General features: G+C 61.3%; 23 protein-coding genes. 21 read left to right on the top strand and 2 right to left on the bottom strand.

The genetic code is table 11. The features are described from left to right. Positions 1-43 precede the first annotated feature (43 nt). From QWZ03_RS06585 to QWZ03_RS06535, 11 genes are all read left to right on the top strand, one after another. A complete protein-coding gene (locus QWZ03_RS06585) occupies positions 44-3,781 on the top strand; it encodes a nitrate reductase subunit alpha (RefSeq protein WP_290331984.1) in 3,738 nt (1,245 codons plus the stop codon). Continuing rightward, positions 3,778-5,346, top strand: a complete 1,569-nt coding sequence (narH, locus tag QWZ03_RS06580; protein ID WP_284197989.1) for a nitrate reductase subunit beta — start codon at positions 3,778-3,780, stop codon at positions 5,344-5,346. The genes QWZ03_RS06585 and narH overlap by 4 nt, the downstream gene beginning before the upstream one ends. A gap of 73 nt (positions 5,347-5,419) precedes the next feature. Continuing rightward, positions 5,420-6,064: a nitrate reductase molybdenum cofactor assembly chaperone gene (narJ, locus tag QWZ03_RS06575; RefSeq protein WP_284197990.1), complete on the top strand. Its 645-nt coding sequence runs from the start codon at positions 5,420-5,422 to the stop codon at positions 6,062-6,064. A gap of 19 nt (positions 6,065-6,083) precedes the next feature. Further along, a complete protein-coding gene (narI, locus tag QWZ03_RS06570) occupies positions 6,084-6,767 on the top strand; it encodes a respiratory nitrate reductase subunit gamma (RefSeq protein WP_290331983.1) in 684 nt (227 codons plus the stop codon). A gap of 68 nt (positions 6,768-6,835) precedes the next feature. After that, on the top strand, positions 6,836-7,582 hold the full coding sequence (locus tag QWZ03_RS06565) for a peptidylprolyl isomerase (RefSeq protein WP_290331981.1): 747 nt from the start codon (positions 6,836-6,838) through the stop codon (positions 7,580-7,582). Positions 7,583-7,616: 34 nt separating this feature from the next. After that, positions 7,617-8,027: a ribonucleotide reductase subunit alpha gene (locus tag QWZ03_RS06560; protein WP_290331980.1), complete on the top strand. Its 411-nt coding sequence runs from the start codon at positions 7,617-7,619 to the stop codon at positions 8,025-8,027. Between the two features lie 204 nt (positions 8,028-8,231). Next, positions 8,232-9,230, top strand: coding sequence for a GTP 3',8-cyclase MoaA (moaA, locus tag QWZ03_RS06555; protein WP_290331979.1), 999 nt, complete (start codon positions 8,232-8,234; stop codon positions 9,228-9,230). Between the two features lies 1 nt (position 9,231). After that, positions 9,232-9,891 (top strand): carbonic anhydrase, encoded by a 660-nt coding sequence (locus QWZ03_RS06550; protein ID WP_284197995.1) that lies wholly within the window; start codon positions 9,232-9,234, stop codon positions 9,889-9,891. Then, on the top strand, positions 9,888-10,388 hold the full coding sequence (mobB, locus tag QWZ03_RS06545) for a molybdopterin-guanine dinucleotide biosynthesis protein B (protein ID WP_290331978.1): 501 nt from the start codon (positions 9,888-9,890) through the stop codon (positions 10,386-10,388). The genes QWZ03_RS06550 and mobB overlap by 4 nt, the downstream gene beginning before the upstream one ends. Next, positions 10,381-11,580 carry a molybdopterin molybdotransferase MoeA gene (locus tag QWZ03_RS06540; protein WP_290331977.1) on the top strand — a complete coding sequence of 400 codons (1,200 nt, stop codon included), beginning with the start codon at positions 10,381-10,383 and terminating at the stop codon, positions 11,578-11,580. The genes mobB and QWZ03_RS06540 overlap by 8 nt, the downstream gene beginning before the upstream one ends. 285 nt (positions 11,581-11,865) lie before the next feature. After that, a complete protein-coding gene (locus QWZ03_RS06535; RefSeq protein ID WP_290331976.1) occupies positions 11,866-12,123 on the top strand; it encodes a MoaD/ThiS family protein in 258 nt (85 codons plus the stop codon). A 28-nt stretch (positions 12,124-12,151) separates the two neighbouring features. Here the strand turns inward: QWZ03_RS06535 and QWZ03_RS06530 are convergent, their stop codons facing one another. Continuing rightward, positions 12,152-12,535 carry a SirB2 family protein gene (locus tag QWZ03_RS06530; RefSeq protein ID WP_290331975.1) on the bottom strand — a complete coding sequence of 128 codons (384 nt, stop codon included), beginning with the start codon at positions 12,533-12,535 and terminating at the stop codon, positions 12,152-12,154. A gap of 104 nt (positions 12,536-12,639) precedes the next feature. On the opposite strand from QWZ03_RS06530, the gene QWZ03_RS06525 reads away from it, so the two are divergent. Further along, positions 12,640-14,577: a type IV pili methyl-accepting chemotaxis transducer N-terminal domain-containing protein gene (locus tag QWZ03_RS06525; protein WP_290331974.1), complete on the top strand. Its 1,938-nt coding sequence runs from the start codon at positions 12,640-12,642 to the stop codon at positions 14,575-14,577. A 21-nt stretch (positions 14,578-14,598) separates the two neighbouring features. Further along, a complete protein-coding gene (locus QWZ03_RS06520) occupies positions 14,599-15,264 on the top strand; it encodes a response regulator (protein WP_290331973.1) in 666 nt (221 codons plus the stop codon). A 67-nt stretch (positions 15,265-15,331) separates the two neighbouring features. On the opposite strand, the gene QWZ03_RS06515 is transcribed toward QWZ03_RS06520, so the two are convergent. Then, positions 15,332-15,937: a YitT family protein gene (locus QWZ03_RS06515; protein ID WP_290331972.1), complete on the bottom strand. Its 606-nt coding sequence runs from the start codon at positions 15,935-15,937 to the stop codon at positions 15,332-15,334. Between the two features lie 227 nt (positions 15,938-16,164). Here QWZ03_RS06515 and QWZ03_RS06510 point away from each other — a divergent pair, with 227 nt between their 5' ends. The 8 genes from QWZ03_RS06510 (at position 16,165) to QWZ03_RS06475 (ending at position 21,691) form a co-directional block, all read left to right on the top strand. Beyond that, entirely contained in the window at positions 16,165-16,605 is a 441-nt protein-coding gene (locus QWZ03_RS06510) for a hemerythrin domain-containing protein (RefSeq protein WP_290331971.1), read from the top strand. Continuing rightward, positions 16,602-17,858, top strand: coding sequence for a hypothetical protein (locus tag QWZ03_RS06505; protein ID WP_290331970.1), 1,257 nt, complete (start codon positions 16,602-16,604; stop codon positions 17,856-17,858). Before QWZ03_RS06510 ends, QWZ03_RS06505 begins: the two co-directional genes overlap by 4 nt. Before the next feature lie 45 nt (positions 17,859-17,903). Further along, entirely contained in the window at positions 17,904-18,920 is a 1,017-nt protein-coding gene (ubiU, locus tag QWZ03_RS06500) for a ubiquinone anaerobic biosynthesis protein UbiU (protein ID WP_284198005.1), read from the top strand. Beyond that, positions 18,911-19,804 (top strand): U32 family peptidase, encoded by an 894-nt coding sequence (locus QWZ03_RS06495; RefSeq protein ID WP_308447076.1) that lies wholly within the window; start codon positions 18,911-18,913, stop codon positions 19,802-19,804. The genes ubiU and QWZ03_RS06495 overlap by 10 nt, the downstream gene beginning before the upstream one ends. Beyond that, the gene (gene ubiT, locus QWZ03_RS06490) at positions 19,804-20,229 is read left to right on the top strand and encodes a ubiquinone anaerobic biosynthesis accessory factor UbiT (RefSeq protein ID WP_290331969.1); all 426 of its coding nucleotides are present in this window, start codon (positions 19,804-19,806) and stop codon (positions 20,227-20,229) included. The genes QWZ03_RS06495 and ubiT overlap by 1 nt, the downstream gene beginning before the upstream one ends. 11 nt (positions 20,230-20,240) lie before the next feature. Continuing rightward, positions 20,241-20,675 (top strand): putative zinc-binding protein, encoded by a 435-nt coding sequence (locus tag QWZ03_RS06485; protein ID WP_290331968.1) that lies wholly within the window; start codon positions 20,241-20,243, stop codon positions 20,673-20,675. Between the two features lie 126 nt (positions 20,676-20,801). Then, positions 20,802-21,344 carry an iron transporter gene (locus QWZ03_RS06480; protein ID WP_290331967.1) on the top strand — a complete coding sequence of 181 codons (543 nt, stop codon included), beginning with the start codon at positions 20,802-20,804 and terminating at the stop codon, positions 21,342-21,344. Positions 21,345-21,349: 5 nt separating this feature from the next. Continuing rightward, positions 21,350-21,691 (top strand): cupredoxin domain-containing protein, encoded by a 342-nt coding sequence (locus tag QWZ03_RS06475; protein WP_290332057.1) that lies wholly within the window; start codon positions 21,350-21,352, stop codon positions 21,689-21,691. Positions 21,692-21,695: the final 4 nt, after the last annotated feature.

The following is a 21,695-nucleotide window of genomic DNA, read 5'->3' as shown; positions in this document are numbered from 1 at the left end:
GCAGCCCGGGCCACCTTCAGGGTGACCGTCATGGAGAGCAATAATGAGTCACTTTCTGGATCGACTGAAATTCATGTCGCGCGTGAAGTCCACTTTCTCGGACGGTCATGGCGCGGTGGTGGATGAGGATCGCAAATGGGAAGACGGCTACCGCAGCCGTTGGCAGCACGACAAGATCGTGCGCTCCACCCACGGTGTGAACTGCACCGGCTCCTGCAGCTGGAAGGTATACGTCAAGAACGGTCTGATCACCTGGGAAACCCAGCAAACTGATTACCCGCGTACCCGCCCAGACCTGCCGAATCATGAGCCCCGCGGCTGCCCTCGCGGTGCCTCATACAGCTGGTATGTATATTCGGCGCAGCGGGTGAAGTACCCGATGATACGTGGCCGCCTGATCGAGATGTGGCGCGAAGCCCGCAAGACCATGGATCCGATCGCTGCCTGGGAATCCATCAGTCAGAACCCAGAGAAAGCCAAGCGCTACAAGAGTGTGCGCGGGCAGGGGGGCTTTGTACGGGCCGACTGGGATACGGCCACCGAGATCATTGCGGCCGCCAATGCACTGACCATCAAGAAATACGGGCCTGATCGCATCGTGGGCTTCTCGCCGATTCCGGCCATGTCCATGGTGTCCTACGCTGCCGGTGCCCGCTACCTGAGCCTGCTTGGCGGCGCCTGCCTGAGTTTCTACGACTGGTACTGTGATTTGCCACCGGCCAGCCCACAGATCTGGGGTGAGCAGACCGATGTGCCTGAGTCGGCCGACTGGTACAACTCGACCTACCTGATGGTTTGGGGCTCCAATGTGCCCATGACACGTACCCCGGACGCTCATTTCTACACCGAGGTTCGCTACAAGGGCACCAAGACCGTGGCCGTGTCGAGCGACTTTGGCGAGATGGTGAAATTTGGCGACATCTGGCTGGCGCCCAAGCAGGGTACCGATGCCGCCCTGGCCATGGCCATGGGGCATGTGATCCTCAAGGAGTTTCACCTGACAGGCAAGTCAGACTACTTCAGCAGCTATGCCAAACAGTACACCGACATGCCCATGCTGGTGATGCTGAAGGAGCGCAACGGTTGCCTGGTGCCCGATCACTTCCTGCGTGCAGCCCACCTGGCGGGCAATCATGGCGAGGCAAACAATCCGGAGTGGAAAACGCTGCAGATTGATGCCCGTAGCGGCGATGTCGTGGTGCCTAACGGCACCATCGGTTTCCGCTGGGGCGAGGGCAAGGTCAATGATGGCGAAAAGGTGGGCCGCTGGAATCTGGAACAGAAGGATGGCGGTAGCGGCCGCGAGGTCGATCCGCTGCTCAGCCTGATTGATCAGCGCGATGACGTTGCAGGCGTGGGCTTCCCCTATTTTGGCGGCGAGCACGATGAGCTGCTGGTGCGCAACGTACCGATCAAGCGTATCGCCCTGGCCGATGGCACAACCGTGTCTGTGGCAACTGTGTATGACCTGCAAATGGCCAATTACGGCGTAGACCGTGGCCTGGGTGGCGGCAATGTCGCTGCCAGCTTTGATGATGACGTGCCCTATACCCCGGCCTGGCAAGAGAAACACACCACAGTGCGGCGCGAACTGGTGATCCAGGTTGCACGCGAATTCGCCCAGAATGCCCACGACACCCATGGCAAGAGCATGGTCATCGTCGGCGCAGCGCTGAACCACTGGTACCACATGGACATGACCTATCGCGGCATCATCAATATGCTGATGATGTGTGGCTGCGTGGGCCAGAGCGGTGGTGGCTGGGCCCACTATGTGGGCCAGGAAAAACTGCGGCCCCAGTTTGGCTGGGCCCCGCTGGCTTTCGCCAGCGACTGGCAGCGCCCACCGCGGCAGATGAATGGCACAAGCTTCTTCTATGCCCACACCAGCCAGTGGCGCCACGAAAAGCTGCACGTGGACGAGATACTCGCCCCCACGGCAGACCGTGCCAAGTATGGCCGCATGAGCATGATAGACCTGAACGCCAAGTCCGAGCGCATGGGCTGGTTGCCTTCGACGCCGCAACTGCAAACCAATCCGCTGGACGTGGTGGCTGCGGCCGAAGCAGCCGGCCAAGATCCGGTGGCCTATGCCGCCGCACAGCTCAAGTCGGGCAGTTTGCACATGAGTTGTGAAGACCCTGACAATCCGGCTAACTTCCCCCGCAATATGTTTGTCTGGCGCTCCAATATTCTTGGCTCCAGCGGCAAGGGCCATGAGTATTTCCTCAAGTACCTGCTGGGTACCCAGAACGCCCTGTTCGCCGACGAGGCCGACGCCATCCGGCCGTCCGAGGTGAAGTTCCACGAGCAGGCTGCCGAGGGCAAGCTGGATCTGCTGACCGTGCTGGACTTCCGCATGAGTACCACCTGCCTGTATGGCGACATCGTGCTGCCTACCGCTACCTGGTATGAAAAGGACGACCTCAATACCTCGGACATGCACCCCTTCATCCACCCTCTCAGCGAGGCCGTACAGCCGCTATGGGAGAGCAAGACCGACTGGGAAATCTACAAGCTGCTGGCCAAGAAGTTCAGTGACATCGGCGGGCCGTATCTCGGCACGCGCAAGGACATCGTACTGACGCCGCTGATGCATGACACCCCGGGCGAACTGGGCCAGCCGCTGGAGCCCAAGGACTGGAAGCATGGTGAGTGTGACCTGATACCGGGCAAGACAGCGCCCAATATGACCGTGGTGGAACGCAACTACGCCGATATCTACAAGAAGTTCACCTCCATCGGCCCCTTGCTCGACAAGCTGGGCAATGGCGGCAAAGGCATCAACTGGGATACCAAGCACGAAGTGCATGAGATTGCCGGCCTGACCAAGACCGTGACCGAGCCGGGCGTGAGCCAGGGGCGGCCACGGCTGGATAGCGCGATCGATGCAGCCGAGATGATCCTGACCTTTGCGCCTGAGACCAATGGTCATGTATCGGTCAAGGCCTGGGACGCTCTGAGCAAGATCACTGGTCGAGACCATACCCACCTGGCAGTCGGTCGCGAACACGACAAGATCCGGTTCCGTGATGTGCAGGCGCAGCCGCGCAAGATCATCTCGGCGCCGACCTGGTCGGGGCTGGAGAGCGAAGAGGTCAGCTACAACGCAGGCTACACCAATGTGCATGAGCTGATTCCCTGGCGCACGCTGACGGGCCGGCAGCAGTTCTATCAGGATCACCGCTGGATGCTGGATTTCGGTGAGGGCTCGTGCGTATACAAGCCGGCCATCGACACCAAGACCGTCAAGCCCATGCTGGGACGCCATTCGAATGGTGAGCATGAACTGGTGCTGAACTGGATTACGCCACATCAGAAGTGGGGCATACACAGCACCTATTCGGACAATCTGCGCATGCTGACGCTAAGCCGTGGCGGCCCGCACGTCTGGATATCGGAGGCCGAAGCCAAGCAGGCTGGCATCGTCGACAACGACTGGGTGGAAGTCTTCAACGTCAACGGCACCCTGACCGCCCGCGTGGTGGTGAGCCAGCGCGTACCGCAGGGCATGTGCCTGATGTACCACGCTCAGGAAAAGATCGTGAACGTGCCCGGCGCGGAAACCAGCGGCAAGCGTGGTGGTATCCATAACTCGGTTACTCGTACGGTGCTCAAGCCCACCCACATGATAGGTGGCTATGCCCAGCAGGCTTATGGCTTCAACTACTACGGCACGGTAGGTAGCAATCGCGATGAGTTTGTCGTGCTGCGCAAGATGAAGAAAGTGGAGTGGCTGGAAGGGCCGCGCGTCGAGGACGAAGAAGGAGTCGCCAAATGAAAATCCGCGCCCAAGTCGGCATGGTGTTGAATCTCGATAAATGTATCGGGTGCCATACCTGCTCCGTCACCTGCAAGAACGTCTGGACCAGTCGCGACGGGGTGGAATACGCCTGGTTCAACAATGTGGAAACCAAGCCTGGCATCGGCTATCCCAAGGAATGGGAAAACCAGGCCAAATGGAATGGCGGCTGGAAGCGCAATACCGCAGGCAAGCTGGAACCTCGCCAGGGCGGCAAGCTCAAGATCTTGGCCAATCTGTTTGCCAACCCCAATCTGCCGGCGATAGATGACTACTACGAGCCCTTCACCTATGACTACGAGCACCTTCAAAAAGCCCCACTGAGCCAGACGCCTCCGACCGCGAGGCCGGTGTCTGTCATCACCGGCAAGAAGATGGACAAGATACAGTGGGGGCCGAACTGGGAGGATGACCTGGGCGGCGAATTCAGCTCGCGCTCCAGGGACCAGTTGTTCGAAGGCCTGCAGAAGGAGATGTACTCGACTTTCGAGAGCACCTTCATGATGTACCTGCCGCGCTTGTGCGAGCACTGCCTGAATCCCACCTGTGTGGCATCGTGTCCGTCCGGCTCGATCTACAAGCGTGAGGATGATGGCATCGTGCTGGTGGATCAGGACAAGTGCCGCGGCTGGCGCATGTGCATCTCGGGCTGTCCGTACAAGAAGATCTATTACAACTGGCAGAGTGGCAAGGCAGAGAAGTGTACCTTCTGCTTCCCCCGGATCGAGGCTGGCCAGCCCACAGTCTGCTCGGAAACCTGCGTAGGCCGCATCCGCTATCTGGGTGTGCTGCTGTACGACGCCGATCTGATTGAACAGGCTGCCTCCACCCCCAATGAGCAGGATCTGTACGAGGAGCAGCTCAAGGTCTTCCTGGATCCCCACTCGCCCGCCGTGATTGCCGAAGCCCGCAAGCAGGGTATACCGGAAAGCTGGTTGGAAGCGGCCCGCAAATCGCCGGTTTACAAGATGGCCTGCGAATGGAAAGTGGCCTTTCCCCTGCATCCCGAGTACCGCACGCTGCCCATGGTCTGGTACATCCCACCGCTGTCGCCCATACAAAGCGCGGCAGAGGCCGGCCGGATGCCGCACAAGACCCTGGGCGACAGCATCATTCCTGACGTGAAGAGCTTGCGCATACCGGTGCGTTACCTGGCCAATCTGCTGACGGCGGGCAAGGAAAAACCCATTGTGACGGCGCTTGACCGCATGATCGCCATGCGTGCCTACAAGCGTGGCGAGGTGGTGCATGGCAAGCAGGAGGTCAGCCTGTTGCAGCAAGTGGGGCTGGATGCGGCCACGGTGGAGGATATGTATCAGATCATGGCCATCGCCAACTACGAGGATCGCTTCGTGATTCCGACCAGCCACAAGGAAATGGTCGAGGATAGCTTCAACGACAAAGGTAGCTGTGGCTTTACTTTCGGCAATGGCTGCTCTGGTGGTACCTCGGAAGGCTCGCTGTTTGGCAAGAAGCCGCAGGGTAGCGTGATCTTTGTCGAGATGCCCAAGTCGCGCAAGAAGCCTGTGACAACGGAGGAGTAAACGACAGGGGAGGCGTCGCAGCCTTCCGGGACGTTGTGCTGCGACACCATCCCCCGCGTTTCAGGAGTACACCATGAGCCTATACCGCATTCTTTCCGCCCTGCTTACTTACCCTGAGCCGGACCTTATCGACGCCCTGATGGAAATCGACGACGCACTGGATGCGTATCCCGATGCCCAGGAAGCACTTGCCGAGCTGACGGATTTCCTCAAGCAGCATGATCTGATCGCGTTGCAGGAGAACTATGTCGCCACCTTTGACCGCAACCCTGCTCACTCACTGCACCTGTTTGAGCATGTGCATGGCGAAAGCCGCGATCGTGGTCAGGCCATGGTCGATCTGCTGCACGAGTATCAGCAGCACGGCTTTGAGCCCGATGCGGCTGAACTGCCCGACCATGTGCCGCTGTTTCTTGAGTATCTGAGCCTGGTGAGCCCAGCGCAGGCAGAAGCCCTGCTGGGTGATGCGATACATGTGCTGGCCGCCATAGGCCGCCGCCTGGGTCGCAACGAAAGCCCCTATGCCGCTGTCTTTGCGGTGCTGTGCACCCTGACGGCCGTGGTGCCGCTGGAGCAGACCGACCCGCCGGTGCGGGACATGGACGAGGCCATGGAAACCTTTGGTCCGGGCGTAGATGGTGTCGAGCCACTACTCAAGCCCACGTTGAGCGGCACCCACACCGTGCAGTTCTACCCGCGCGCGGCAAGCGCACATTGAATCCACCGGGAGCACCATCATGAGCTACCTGCACCAATTCGTATTCGGCATCTACCCTTACATTGCTTTCGCCATCTTTATCCTGGGTAGCCTGGCCCGCTTCGAGCGAGAGCAATACACCTGGAAGAGCGACAGCTCACAAGTGCTGCATCGTGGCAATCTGCGACTGGGCAATATCCTGTTTCACCTGGGCATCATTGGGCTGTTCTTTGGCCATCTGGTCGGCCTGCTGACACCGGTAGCGGTGTGGGACGCACTGGGGGTAACGCATGGCTTCAAGCAGGCATTCGCCATGGCGGCCGGGGGTGTCATGGGTGGCCTGTGCCTGTTGGGCCTGCTCATACTGTTGCATCGCCGCCTGAGCGATCCGCGCATCCGTGCCGTCACCAAGCCTGGCGACAAGGTGTTGCTGCTCTGGATACTGGTCACCTTGCTGCTGGGTTTGTCCACCATCTTCGTCTCGGCCCAGCATATGGATGGCCATGAGATGGTCTTGCTGATGGCCTGGGCGCAGCACATTGTGACCTTCAAGGGCGACGCCGCTGCCTTTATCGTCGGTGCCCATCTCTTGTTCAAGCTGCATCTGTTCATGGGCATGACCTTGTTTGTCATCTTCCCCTTCACCCGGCTGGTGCATGTCTGGAGTGGCTTTGCCTCGGTGACCTACCTGGGCCGTGCTTGGCAGCTGGTTCGCCCACGCTGATCGCCTTAGAACAGGTTCTTAGCTTGCGCTCGGCCCGGCCGGGCGCCTTACCGTACCAGGAGGCCAATATGGCTGTTGTGGTGAATGGCGTAGAACTGAGTGACGCCGATATGGAACAGGAACTGCCGCTGCACGGCGATGCCCCCAACCCCATGCAGCGCGCCATGACGGCACTGGTGCTGCGGCGGGTGCTGCTGGATGAAGCCAGGCGGCTGGGTTTGCCATCTGCCGATGAGGAGGCTGCCATCGATGCACTGTTGGCAAGTGAGGTGCAAGTGCCTACGCCGGACGAGGCCAGTTGTCGCCGTCACTACCAGCAATACCCCCAGCGCTTTACCGTGGGTGAGCTGGTCGAGGTCGACCATATCCTCTTTCAAGTCACACCCAGGGTGCCGCTGGAGGCATTGCGCGGCCTGGGGGAGCAGACACTGGCTGAGTTGCTGGCTGAACCGGCTTTGTTTGCCGAGCGTGCCCGTACCTTGTCCAACTGCCCCTCAGGCGAGGTAGGCGGCAACCTCGGGCAACTGAGCCGTGGCGATACGGTGCCGGAATTCGAGCGTGTCGTGTTTGCCATGTCGCCGGGCAGCATCCTGCCGCGCCTGCTGGAAACCCGCTTTGGCTTGCATATCGTGCGGGTGGCGCGACGGGTAGAAGGCCGTCTGCTGCCCTATGAGCAGGTTGCCGAGCAGATTGCCGCCGCCCTGCATACTGCCAGCCAGGACGCCGCCTGGCGCCAATACCTGCAACTGCTGGTCGGCCGCGCCCGGATAGAAGGCATTGCGCTGGAAGGCGCCGACAGCCCGCTGGTGCAATGAACGCCGTGAAGATCACGCCACCCAGGAAATCGATATGTCCTTGCCCATCAACTCGTTTTCGGATTTTCTCCTTGCTGCCAAGCAGCAAGATCAACCGCAACGCTTGCTGTTTGTCTTTGCCAGGGCCGAGTTGCCAGAGCAGGCCAGTCTGGAGGAGCGCGCCCGCTTTGACGCGGGGCAGGGCGGTACGCTGGCGCCCTTGATGTGTGTCGACAAGCTGCCTGAGGAAATCGGCGACTTTGTCCAGTTGCGTACCGAGTCTGAACAGATGGGGCCATCGTGGCAGCTGCTGTTTGCTGCCAGCCTGGCTGGTCGTGGCGGCAAGGCGCCGGGCAGCGCTGAGGCCGAACCCCATCTGAATCGCATGATAGAAGCGATCAAACAAGGCAGGGTGCAGCAGCTGCTGGCATTTGACCGCCAAGGCGAACCTCAACGCCTGTATTGATGGGCGCCTCAAGGCTAGGCTGGCTTGCCAGCCGGCTGGTGTGCGCGCCACCGGTCGGTTCTGCCTGCGGCTACCTCTACCCGGCCGCGCTGCCGGGTTTTTTCCGTGCAGGAGCGCTTCGCCAGAATGACTAGTCCCTACAGCGAATAGCGATGCCGCCGCAGGCTGCGCACAATGGTGGCCAGACTCCCTCGGGCTGTTGCCATGATTACTCCCACTGCCGCACCCGTATTGATCGACCCCTACCATCGCCGCATCGACTACCTGCGTGTATCGGTGACCGATCGGTGCGATCTGCGCTGTACCTACTGCCTGCCCAAGGGCTTTAAAGGCTTTGAGGAGCCTGCCAACTGGCTGACTCACCAGGAAATGAGCCGACTGGTTGGCCTGTTCGTGCAACTGGGCGTACGCAAGGTGAGATTGACCGGTGGCGAGCCCTTGCTGCGTCGCGGGATTGCCACCCTGGCGGGGCAGATAGCCGGCCTGCCCGGTCTGCAGGATCTATCACTGTCCAGCAACGGTACCCAGCTGGCCCAGCATGCAACCGCCTTGCGTGCGGCAGGTGTGCGGCGCCTGAATATCAGCCTCGATACCCTGGATGAAAGCTGTTTTGCCAGGATAACCGGGCGCGACTGCCTGGTTGATGTGCTGCAGGGCCTGTCTGTGGCCAAGGCGGCCGGCTTTGCACCGATCAAGCTCAATATGGTGGTGCAGGCGGGGGTGAATGAAGCCGAAGTGGAGCGCATGGTGGATTTCTCCATTGAGCACGGTTTTATCCTGCGCCTGATCGAAGCCATGCCCATAGGCGACACCGGCAGGCAGACTGGCGTGGTCGATCTGACGGCGTTGGGGCTGCGGCTGGCTGAGCGCTTTGGCTTGATACCCGAGGTAAAAGGCCAGGGGGCTGGGCCTGCGCGTTACTGGACGACTGCCGATGGTGAGATGAGCCTGGGTGTCATCACGCCCATGTCGCAGCATTTTTGCGCCGCATGTAACCGCGTCCGGCTTGGGGTGGATGGCACCCTGTATCTTTGCCTGGGCCAGGAAGACAAGGTGGCGCTGGGGCAGCAGTTGCGTGCAGGTGCCAGTGATGCGGAGCTGAGTGCCGCCATCGTGGCAGCCATCGCGGCCAAGCCAGAGCGGCATGAGTTCACTACCCAGCCCACCAAAATTGTTCGTTTCATGTCCCAGACTGGGGGCTGAGATGCATGACCTTGAACGCTTCATTGATGGTTTTCAGCGCTTTCAGCTGCACTACTTCGAACAGACGCCAGCCCTGTACCGCGATCTGCGCGAGGGTCAGCACCCCAATACACTGCTGATAGGCTGCTGCGACTCCCGGGTCGATCCTGCCTTGCTGCTAGGGTGCGATCCCGGCGATATCTTTACCGTACGCAATGTCGCCAATCTGGTGCCGCCCTGCAACCATGGCCTGAGCCACCAGGGGGTGGCAGCCGCCATTCAGTTCGCTGTAGATCAACTGCGGGTGGCACGCATCATCATCCTGGGCCACGCCCAATGCGGCGGCATCCGCGCCCTGGTGGAGCAGCGTTTCCCGGTTGATGGCGAGACCGACTTCATCGGCCGCTGGGTGCGTATTGCCGAGCCGGCCAGGGCCAGGGTGGCGCAGCAGCTACCCATGGCCACAGCGGCCGAACGGCAGCGGGCGTGCGAATTGGCGGCCATCCTGGTTTCGCTACGGAATCTTGAATCCTTCCCTTGGGTGCAGCAACGGCTGGCCCAGGGCGACATCACCTTGCATGGCTGGTACTTCGATCTGGATGCAGGCGCGTTGCTGGCCTACTCACCGCGTGCCGATGCCTTTCTGCCGCTGGTGTGCCCACTGGTTCCGGAGGATGCATGAGTCGGGTATTTGGCCTGATAGGCCGCTCTGGCAGCGGCAAGACCAGCCTGATCGAAGCCCTGCTGCCGTGCTTCGCGGCACAGGGCTTGCGCGTCAATGTCATCAAGCACAGCCACCACGATGTGCAACTGGAGCCGCCCAGCAAGGACAGCGCACGATTCCGTTCAGCCGGCGCTGCCGAGGTGCTACTGGCTACGCCCTATCGCTTCGCCATTTTCCATGAGCTGCATGATGCGCCGGAGCCGGGCCTGGATGCGCAACTGGCGCGGCTGGCCCCTGCTGACCTGACCCTGGTCGAGGGATACAAGCGGTTTGCCATACCGCGGTTGGAAGTGTACCGGCCGGCACTGGGACTGGCGCCCCTTTACCCGGAGCTGCCTGAGCTATTGGCAGTTGCCAGTGATCAGGCCATAGACACTACCTTGCCCGTGCTCGATCTCAATCAGCCCGCCTTCATCGCGGCGTTCATTCTGGAAAGCCTGCAATCACATGCATAGCCTAGAGGACATACAACACTTCCTGGCCAGCCATCCGGTAGCGACCCCAGGTACGGAGCAGGTGCCCCTGCATCTGGCGGCTGGTCGCGTCAGCACTCAGACCATCAAGGCCACGCATGAATTGCCGGACTTTGACAATAGCGCCATGGATGGCTACGCCATTGCCATGCGCCCCGAGCAACCTCTGGGGCCGTTCCGCCTGGTGGGGTATGCAGCGGCGGGAGCTGGCGAACGGCTGCAGATCGCCGCCGGCGAGTCGGTGCGGGTGCTTACGGGGGCGCCATTGCCCTTGGGCTGCCAGGGGGTGGTGCCCCAGGAGCAGGTGAAGGTGGAAGGAGACCAAGTGCACCTGGCCTCGCCGCTGTGCTATGGCGCACACATGCGCCTGCGGGGCAGTGAGCTGAGCGCCGGTAGCGTGCTGCTGTATCGCGGCGAACGCCTACGTCCATTGCAGGTGGGGCTGCTGGCCACGCAGGGACATGCGGCGCTGGAGGTGTATCGCCGACCGGTGATCGGCGTACTGTCTACGGGTAGCGAGTTGCAGGCGCTGGGCCAGCCCTTGGCGCCAGGCCAGATATACGATGCTAACCGCCCGCAGCTGCTAGCGCTTGCCGCCAGAGCCGGTGCCGAGGTGCTTGATCTCGGCTGGGTGCCTGATGACCTGGAAGTAACCAGGGAGCGGCTGCAGGCTGCAGCCGGCCAGTGCGACATCCTAGTCAGTTCGGGCGGTGCGTCTGTCGGTGAGGCAGACCATGTGCGTACGGCAGTGGAGGCATTGGGCGCCATCAGTCATTGGCAGGTCGCCATCAAGCCCGGCAAGCCATTTGCCTTCGGGCATGTCCAGGGTAAGCCGTTTCTGGGGCTGCCAGGCAACCCGGTGGCGGCGGCCATCACCTTTCTGCTGCTGGCCCGCCCTTTTATACAGCGGGCCTGCGGCGAGAACATGCGTAGCCGTTTGCCCTGCTACCTGCCCCTGGCGGAGTCAGTGGAAAACATGGCGTTACGCCGGCAATTCCTGCGTGCCAGGCTGCTGGAGCAGGAAGGACAGCGTTGTGTGCAGGCCTATGAGCAACAAGGGTCGGCGGCGCTGGCTTCGCTGGCAGAGGCGGATGTATTGCTGGAAATCCCTGAGCGTACCCGGCTGGCTGCGGGCATGCGCGTGCGTTGTCACCACCTGTTTGAATTGGCTTAGAGCCTGTTCAAAGTCTTTTCGCCGCGTCGCTGGTCTGGAAAACGGCCAGGCACAAGGCGTGGTGCGCAGGCAATAACAAGTTATTGCCAAGCGCCACAACGCAGTGAATGGCCGTTTTCCAGATCAGCCCTTCGGGTTCGCAGCCTTGCCGGCGAATGGCAGCGTTGCAAGCCGCTTACGGTACCCGTACCGCTGCGCGGCTTGCGCCTTGCCCTTCATCCGGCAAGGTTGCGAACGACGCGGTGAAAAGACTTTGAACAGGCTCTTACGCCTGATGACCCCATCATGACCATACAACTACTGTACTTTGCCCGTTTGCGCGAGGTATTGGGCTGCGAGAGCGAGTATCTGGACGCGTCGGCTACGCCATGGGATGTGGCTGGCCTGCTGGCACACCTGCGCAGCCGTGGCGGCGCCTGGGCGGTCGAGCTGGCGGTCGATAAAGTGTTCCGGGTGGCAGTCAATCAGGAGCTTGCCAACCAGGGCACACCCATACCGTCTGGAGCCGAAGTGGCGATTTTTCCGCCGGTGACGGGTGGATAAGCGGCCAAAATATTCAGATGACGGGTTCTCAGGCCAGTCCCAGCCACGGGCTGCGTGTGCGGGCAACGGCCAGGATATACGCCACACAGGCCAGCGCTGCCAGCAGCCAGCACGCCCTGCGGTTTGTATTCAACTCAGGCTGCAGCGCCAGCTTGCCGGTGGCGATGTAAGCCAGCAGGGCGATCACTTTGGCCGTCAGCCAGTGTTGCTGGAACGGGTACTGGCCGCTCAGCCAGGCAAGGCTGATGGCGGCCGACAGCAACACGGTATCATTGACATGGGGCAGCCAGCGCAACGTAGGCACTTGGCGCCAATTGTGCCCGGCCAGGGCCAGGCCGCCGCGCAGCATGAACAGACCCACACTAAGGAGGGCCGCCGTAATATGGAGATGGCGCAGGGTAAGGTAGCTCATGGTGCCCTGATATACAGTGTCTTGGGATAGTCAGTCTGCCCGGGGCAGACTGGGAAACAGAATAGCGCAGGGCAGCTCAGCGTGCCTTGAACGGGATCAAGTTGATGAACAGACCGGATGCACAGATAGCCGACTCGGTAGATCAGCCCGCTCTGCGGGACAGGTTGTCGACGCGTATCGTGGCCAGTGCCCTGTTGGCGCTGCTGGTGGTACTGAGCATGATAGGCTGGACCTTGTGGCTTTCCTGGCAGCTTGAGGGGGCGGGGGCTGCGATCAATGATGCCGGCAGTTTGCGCATGCGTGCCAACCGGGTAGGTATCGAGCTGTTGCAGGCCAGCGCAGCCAGGCCGGCACAATGGCATGCCGAATTGCAGGCCCAGCGCGATACGCTCTCCCGCCTGCAGCGGGGGGTGCCGTCCCGTCCGCTATTTCTGCCGAATGACGCGGCAATCCGCGCGCAAATGCAACTGGTGGAGCGTACCTGGATGACTCAGTTGCAGCCTGCTGCCGAGTCCACACTGCAAGGTCGCGACCACACGGCCTATTTGCGCGCCTTGCCCGTATTCGTGCAAGAGGCCGACCACCTAGTGCAGATGATAGAAACCGACAATGCCGGCAAGACCACACTGCTGCGCATGTCGCAGGCCGTCTTGCTGGGTATTGCCTGCGTGGGCACGCTGACACTGATTTATCTGCTCTACCTTTGGATCATCTCGCCGGTGCTGCATCTGCAAGAGGGCCTGCGCCGCATGACGGCGCGGGAGTTTGGGGTAAGGCTGCCGGTGGAAAGCCGAGACGAGTTTGGCGTGCTGGCCTATGGCTTCAACCGCATGGCAGATGAGCTAGAAGGCCTGTACCGCGAACTGGAAGACCGGGTGCAGCAAAAGACGGCGCAGTTGGCCAACCAGAATCGCGAACTTGGCGCGCTCTATGATATGGCCGCCTTCCTGAACCAGCCTACAGACATCGACACGCTGTGCCATGGCTTTCTGCAGCGGGTAATGCAGCAGTTCAATGCCGATGGCGGCAGCATCCGCGTGATCGACCCCCTGGGTGAGAAGCTGCATCTGGTGGTCTCCGAAGGCCTGTCTGAGTCGCTAGAAGAAACCGAGCACTGCATGAAGGTGGATGCCTGCTTTTGTGGCGAAGCCACCAAGCAGGGAGTGGTCGTGATACGCGACTTCCGCAAGCTGCCCCAGCCGGAGGCCTTTCATTGCGCCAAGGAGGGTTTTCAGGGTCTGGCCGTGTTCAGGGTGGTGACCCGTGACGAGGTGCTGGGCTCCTTCTCGCTGCATTTTCGCAGCACCCATGAGGTGCCGGCTGCCGAGGCGCAGTTGCTGGAGACCTTGGGGCAGCATCTGGGGGTGGCGCTGGATAATCGCCGTCTCAGCGCCAAGGCCCGCCAGCTGGCGGTGGCGGAGGAGCGCAATCTGGTCGCCCAGGGCCTGCACGACAGTATTGCGCAGGGCCTGAACTTCCTGAATCTGCAGTTGCAGATGCTGGACTCGGCGCTAGGCCGGGAAGACCTCAAGGAAGTACGTGAAATTGTGCCTTTGTTAAGGACGGGCGTTGATGAGAGCTATCAGGATGTGCGCGAGCTGCTGCTGAACTTTCGCAGCAAGCTGGGCCAGGGGGCCTTGCTGGCGGCCGTGGAAGACACCATTGCCCGCTTCCGCAGGCAGACCGGCATGGCGGTGCTGTTGCAGGTGGACGAGTTGGAGGGCGCCCCCTTGCCGCCAGAACAGCAGTTGCAGGTACTGTTCATCCTGCAGGAGGCGCTGTCGAATATACGCAAGCACGCGCAGGCCAGCCAAGCGACGGTCGAAATCAACAATCGGCGGGATTTCGAGATGGTGATACGCGACAATGGGCGCGGCTACGAGCCCGCCGAGGTGGCGGAACGTGGCGAGCGCCATGTGGGTCTGCATATCATGCAAGAGCGCGCCAAGCGGCTGAATGCCTCCTTGGTATTGGATGCTCGCCCTGGGGCAGGGGTCAGCATCAAACTGGTTCTGCCGCAGACTGCCCGCCAGGCAGCCTGATTTCATACACTTGGATAGACCATGACCATTCGTATTTTACTGGTAGATGACCACAGCTTGTTTCGTTCCGGCGTACGCCAGCTCTTGCAGCGCGAAGCCGATCTGGACGTGGTTGCCGAAGCCGCGGACGGCATAGAAGGCATCAAGCGTGCCAAGGAATTCCACCCCGATGTGATCTTGCTTGACCTGAACATGCCGGGGCTGTCCGGGCTGGAGACACTGCAGTTGCTGTTGCAGGATGTGCCGACGGCAGCCATCATCATTCTGACCGTGTCGGAAGAGGCCGATGAGTTGGGTCAGGCTTTGCGCGATGGTGCGCGAGGGTATCTGATCAAGAATATCGAGGCAGAAGCACTGACGACAGCCATACGCAAGGCCCATCGTGGCGAGCCGGTCATCGCCGACAGCATGACCGCCAAGCTGGTGGCGCAATTTCGGGCACAGTCTGCGCCGGTGGCAAGCAGTCAGCCGGCCGAGCGGGATAAGCTGACAACCCGGGAGCGTGAGATAGTCCAGTGCCTGGCGCGTGGCGAAAGCAACAAGCAGATCGCCCGCCACCTTGATGTGGCCGAAAGTACGGTCAAGATCCATGTGCAGAACATACTGAAGAAGCTCAACCTGACCAGCCGGGTGCAGGTGGCGGTATATGCGGTGGAGCATGGAATCAGCGACATGGCGGCGCCTTGAGGGGCGTTGGCAATAATCTCGATTTCTGTCCCCTTGCGTGCCCGGCCGGCAGACCTTTAGCTAGCACCTACATGCCGATGTAGCGCCCAGGACGGTGATTAATCGCAATCACCATATTCATGGCCATGGCGCCCAGAATCGACAGCAATACCCCGGCCGCCGGCAATGCCAGCAGGGCGCCCAGCAATATCAGGCAGTCGGCAGCCATCTGTAGCTTGCCGGCACGCCAGCCATGTCGCTCCTGCAGGTAAAGTGCCAGCACCCCCAGTCCCCCAAGGCTGGCCCGGTGCCGTATCAGCATCAATAGTCCCGTACCTGCCAACAAACCAGCCAGCACCGCCGAAAAGGCGGTGTTCAAGTGATCGAGATGTATCAGGCTGGGCAGCCATTCGCTGTAGAACGAAAGCAGGCTGACTGCGGCAAAGGTCTTGAGGGTAAATACCCAGCCCAGGGCTCGCCAGGCAAACAGGTAAAAAGGCAGATTGAGCGCAAAGAACACCAGGCCGAAGGGCTGGCCGCTCAAGTAGTAGCCCAGGAATGCCAGCCCCGCCGTACCGCCCGTCAACAGGCCGGATTGGCGCAGCAGCAATACCGACAAGGCCACCAACAGGGTGCCTATCAGCAGGGCTTGTGCGTCCTCAAGCAGGGAGTGGCGTTCTACTGGGTCAGTCATGTTTTAGTGGTGCTTGGGTTGTGCGGTGCAAAGACGTTGAACTGGCTCTTGGCGCCTGTTGAGAACTGCATTATGGCCCTCTCGTCCGGCACGCTCGTGGGGAGTACGCAGACCCTTGATGGAGATCAAGCTGGCCCGCCCCGATGCCCACTTGCTTGCCCAAGGTCAAGGCGGCAGGTGCCGTGGCCGCCTAGCATGGGCAACACTCTCCTATCGGTGCTGCCGCCATGTCTGATGCCATTACCCGCCTGATCTATCAACATCACGAATGCGACGACCTGCTTGCCAGGCTGGAGGCTGCCGTGCAGCAGCGCGACCTATGTACCGGGCAGCGCTATTTTCACGAGGCCGAGCAGGCCATGCTGGCGCATTTCGAGCTGGAGGAAACCATACTGTTTCCGGCCTTTGAATCAGCCACCGGCCTGCTGCATGGGCCCACCGAGGTCATGCGCGACGAGCACTACGCCATGCGGGATCTACTGGAGAACTGCCGCAGCCTGCTGCTGGCAGAGGACTATGCGGCCCTGCAGGCTGAACTCGACACCTTGTTCATCTTTATCCAGCAGCACAATGCCAAGGAAGAAGGGGTGCTCTACCCCATGTGTCGCGCACATATAGGGGATCTGGGCGCGCTGCTGGCGCATACCCACGCCAGTTGTACGACATGAATGCCCCCAGGAACCTTGCCTTCCATCTGGCGCCATCACCCGGCGTGATTTTTGGCTGCTTGCTGCCGGCACCCTGGCTTGGCATGGTGGCGGGGCTGCTGTTGGCGCTGGGGCCGGCCGAGGGTTTGCCGCACCGTTTTGCGCCACTTAGCTTGAGCCTGGTGCATGTGCTGGCCCTGGGTATGCTATTGCCGGTGATGCTGGGGGCCTTGTTCCAGCTTTTCCCTGTGCTGGCCGGCGTGCCGGTGCCAGCCACCCGCTGGCTGGCACCCTGGGTAGCACCTTGCTGCGTGGGCACGGCGGGCGGCTTGGTCTGGGGGTTTCTGGGTAGCAATCCAACGGGTTTTATCCTTGGTGGCACTATTGCAACCATCGGTGTGGGCAGTGTGGTAATCGCACTTGTTGTGGCTGGCTGGCAAGTCATCCCTACCAATGCCAGCACACGCGTGTTGCGCTGGATAGCCTGGGCCTTGCTGGTAACCGTGCTGCTGGGTGCGGCACTGGCTGGGGTGCTGGCCTATGGCTGGGGCCTGCCCCTGCGGTCAGTGCTGGACCTGCATGTGGCTTGGGGAGCGGGCGGTTGGCTGGCGGTTTTGCTGGCAGGTGTCGCTGCTACCGTGCTGCCCATGTTCTGGCAAGCCCCCAAGCTGGACGCGCGCCTGTCCCGCTTGCTACCTGGGCTGATCTGGCTACCGCTGGCGCTGGGCTTGCTGGAGCTGGCAGGCCTGCCGTCTCCCTGGCGCCCGCTGTGCTGGCTGGCCTTATGCCTACTGGCCTGCCTGCTGCTTTATGCGGCCCTTGAAGCCAAGCGCAAGCACGATGTTGCCTGGCCACTATGGTGTGTCGCCGCTTTATCCTGGTGGCTGGCCGCCGTTTTGGGCTTGCTGGAGGGGGTGTTGCCAGCGGATTGGCCGATAGCATGGTGGCTAGGGGTATTGATACTGGTGGGCGGGGCTGTGCTACCCATCAATGCCATGCTGGGCAAGATCATTCCCTTTCTTGTGTGGCTGCATCTGCGTCGGCAACTGCCTGCCCATGTGCGGGTACCCGCCATGCAGACGCTGCTGCCACCTGCCTTGCAGTGGATACAGGTGATGCTGGTTCTGTTTGCCTGGCTATGCCTGCTGATGCTGCCCATCGCCCCAGCCAGGCTTGCCCTGCCAGCCGGCCTGTTGTTTGCCGCATCACAGGCCAGCCTTGGGGGGCTACTGCTCTATGTATTGTCCCGCTATGTGCAACTGGCAAAGACTTGATATGCGTTAAGGCGCAGCTTGCCTGCGCTGCCTAGACTTGGCCGCATGAACAATCTACCTCCCCCCATGGAACTGGTGGCGCCGGCCGGTAGCCTGGCTGCGCTGAAAGCAGCACTGGAGGCTGGTGCAGACGCGGTCTACCTCGGCCTCAAGAATGCCACCAATGCCCGCAATTTTGCCGGCCTGAACTTCAGCGAAACAGATATCTGCACGGGTGTCGAGCATGCCCATGCGCTAGGGCGCAAGGTGCTGTTTGCCATCAATACTTTCCCCCAGCCTGGCCGGACGCAGGAATGGCGCAACGCCGTGGACGCAGCGCACGATCTGGGTGCCGATGCCGTGATATTGGCCGACCCAGGGCTGATGGTGTATGCCCACGAGCGTTACCCGCGCATGCGCTTGCATCTGTCGGTACAGGGTTCGGCTACCCACGCAGATGCGATTGAGCTGATGCGCGAGCAGTTCAATATCCAGCGGGTGGTACTGCCTAGGGTACTCACGCTGCAGGAAATCGAGCGGGTGACACGCCAGACCCAGGTGGAAATCGAGGTATTCGGCTTTGGCAGCCTATGCGTGATGGCCGAGGGCCGTTGCTTGCTGTCGAGTTTTGCCACCGGCGATTCACCCAACAACAAGGGCGTTTGCTCGCCGGCCCATGCCGTGCGCTGGAGCGAAATCGGCGGCCAGCTCGATGCCCGCCTGAATGGCATCCTGATTGATCGCTACGCCCCTGGCGAACCGGCTGCCTATCCGACCCTGTGCAAGGGCCGTTTTGAGGTTGAAGGCCGGTTTGACCATGCGCTGGAAGAGCCCACCAGTCTCAATGCGCTCGGCCTGCTGCCGCGCCTGGCAGCCATGGGGGTCAAGGCCATCAAGGTAGAGGGGCGCCAACGCAGTCCGGCTTATGTGGCCCAGGTCATCGCCACGCTGCGGGCCGCCATCAATGCCGCCAACCTGGCACCCGCCCGCTATGTGGTCAGGCCAGACTGGCAGGCCAGCCTGTCGCGGCATGCAGAAGGATCGCAAACTACCCAAGGGGCATTCGACCGACCATGGAAATGATATCCAGCCAGATTTCGTTGGGCCCCTTGCTCTATTACTGGCCCAGGCAGACCACGCTCGACTTCTATGAACAGGTTGGGCGTAGCCCGGTAGATATTGTCTACCTCGGTGAAACTGTCTGCAGCCGGCGGCACGAATTGCGCGCAGCCGACTGGTTGGCGCTGGCAGGCGAACTGCGGGCTGCCGGCAAGGCTGTCATCCTCTCCTCTCCCACCCTGGTGGAAACCAGCACCGAGGTCGCTCAGATCAAGCGCCTGGTCAACCAGGCGGAATTCATGATCGAGGTCGGCGAGGTCGGCGCCATACGCAGCCTTGCCGGCCGCCCTTTCGTGGCTGGCCCGCACCTCAATGCTTACCATGGTGCCACCCTGGCTTGGCTGGCTGGGCAAGGCGCCAAGCGCTTCGTCGCCCCGCTGGAACTGAGCCAGGCCGATCTGCGAACCCTGCTTACAGAACGCCCTGCAGGGTTGCAGGCCGAGGTCATGGTCTGGGGCAGGATGCCGCTGGCTTTTTCTGCACGTTGTTTTACTGCCCGGCATTTTCATCTGCGCAAGGACGAATGTGGCTTTCGCTGCATCGACTATCCCGATGGCCTGGCACTACGCACCCAGGAAGCGGGTGACTTCCTGGCAATCAACGGTATCCAGACCCAGTCGGCACAGTGTCTGGATCTGCTGGAGCAAGCTGGTGAGCTGCACGGTATGGGGGTCGAGGTGTTGCGTGTCAGCCCACAATCCAGGGGCACCCTGGATGCTGTCGCTGCCCTGCATCAGTGGCGGCAAGGCAGGGCAGCACTGCCCATACCGCTACCCGCCGGCATGCGCCGTTGCAACGGTTACTGGCATGGCAAGGCCGGCATCGATTGGCTGGGGCAGGAGGCCTGATGCTCAAGCTACCCAAACCACCGGCCCTGTTGGTCTCGCTAGGCCGGCGCTTACCCCCCGCATTTTTGTCACTGCACTTTACTGCAGGCCTGCTGGTGGCACGCCATCTCAACTGGCTGCTTCCCCCCGCCGAACTGGAAGGCAAGCGTTTCGCCATCGATGTGACAGATCTGGGCCTGCGCTGCCTGTTCTGCTGCCGTCATGGCAGTTTCAGGCCGAGTTGGGATGCCCAGGCGGATCTGGAACTCAGCGCAAGCGCGGCCGATTTCTTCAGCCTGCTGCAGGGCGAGATGGATGCCGACACCTTGTTCTTTCAGCGCCGCCTGAAGATCAGCGGCGATACCGAGCTGGGCCTGATGGTCAAGAACTGGCTGGATGCGACTGAGCGACCTGCCTGGCTGCGCCACCGTTACCTCTCTGATTGAAGGAGTCTGCCATGAATCCACGTACCCGCCCCTTGGTATATGCCTGTTCGGGTTGTTCCAGCGTGGCCCAGCTTGCCAATGATCTGGCCATCGCGCTGGATAGGCAAGGTGAGGCTGAGATGTCCTGCATCAGCGGAGTAGGGGGAGGGGTGCCGGTGCTGGTCAAGCTGGCGCGCAGCGGTCGCCCTGTCCTGGCGCTCGATGGTTGTGCGCTCGCCTGTGTCAGTGCCTGCCTGAGCAATGTCGGCGTCACGCCTGATACCCATCTGGTACTCAATCAGATGGGGGCGAAGAAGCGTTTGCATACCGACTGCCAGGAGGAAGAGCGGCAGGTGGTGTGGCTGGCGGTGAGCGGCGCAGCGCGTACGCTGCGGGAGCAGGCGGCCGAGGCCATGGGGCTGGATGCGCCCAGCGAGGCCCCCATGCAGGCGGGCCAGGTAGGCTGAATCGTCTGCCTGGCAGGCGGCCCACCCTGGCGCCGCCTGCTGTTTCCTTGATGCAGGACAAGGCCGGCACCGTTTTGTCCACGCACAATGTTGATAACGATTATTAATAACATTAAAGGGAAACCAATGTCCTTACGCACCACCTCCTTGCTCGCACTCTCCCTGCTACTGGCGCAAGGCAGCGCCATGGCGCTGGAATACCCTATAGGCAAACCGCAGATGCATAGCGGTCTCGAAGTGGCCGCTGTGTACCTGCAGCCTGTGCAGATGGAGCCTGCCGGCATGATGCGGGCGGCAGCGGCGTCTGATATTCACCTGGAGGCCGATATACGCGCCTTGGCCAATAACGCCAATGGCTTTCCTGAGGGGAGCTGGGTGCCTGGGCTGCAGGTGCAGTACCAACTGAGCAAGGCGGACGGCAAGCCGGTAGCCCAAGGCAACATGCACCCCATGGTGGCTAGCGACGGGCCGCATTATGGCGACAATGTCAAATTGGCGGGGCCGGGTAAATACATGCTCACCCTGCGCATATTGCCACCCGGCGGCAGCGGCCACGCCCATTTTGGGCGCCATGTGGATAAGGAAACCGGTGTGGCTGCCTGGTTTGCCCCCATCACACTGAAGTACCCATTTGTGTATGCAGGCATAGGCAAGAAGGGGGGCTATTGAGCGCTATGACAGGCAAGGCAGCAACCCATCTCGCCACGGCGCTGGTACTGCTATTGACCGCCAGCACCAGTATCGCAGGTGAGCTGATCACCCACACCATTACAGCTGAACATGGCCGGCTTAGCCCGGCGGTGCTCACAGTGCCGGCAGGCCAGCGCATCAAGCTGGTACTGCGCAATGGCGGGCAAAGCCCGATCGAGTTCGAGAATCTGCGACTGCGGGTGGAGAAGGTGCTGGCGCCGGGTGCAAGCTCCTTTGTAGTGCTCAACCCGCTCAGGCCCGGCGAGTATCAGTTCATCGATGAATTTCACCCTGACACCGGACGCCTTGTCCTCACCGCCCACTGATGCT

The sequence above is a fragment of the Chitinimonas viridis genome, from assembly GCF_030409555.1.
Taxonomy (GTDB): domain Bacteria; phylum Pseudomonadota; class Gammaproteobacteria; order Burkholderiales; family Chitinimonadaceae; genus Chitinimonas; species Chitinimonas viridis.
This window is presented reverse-complemented; position numbering and strand designations above follow the sequence as displayed.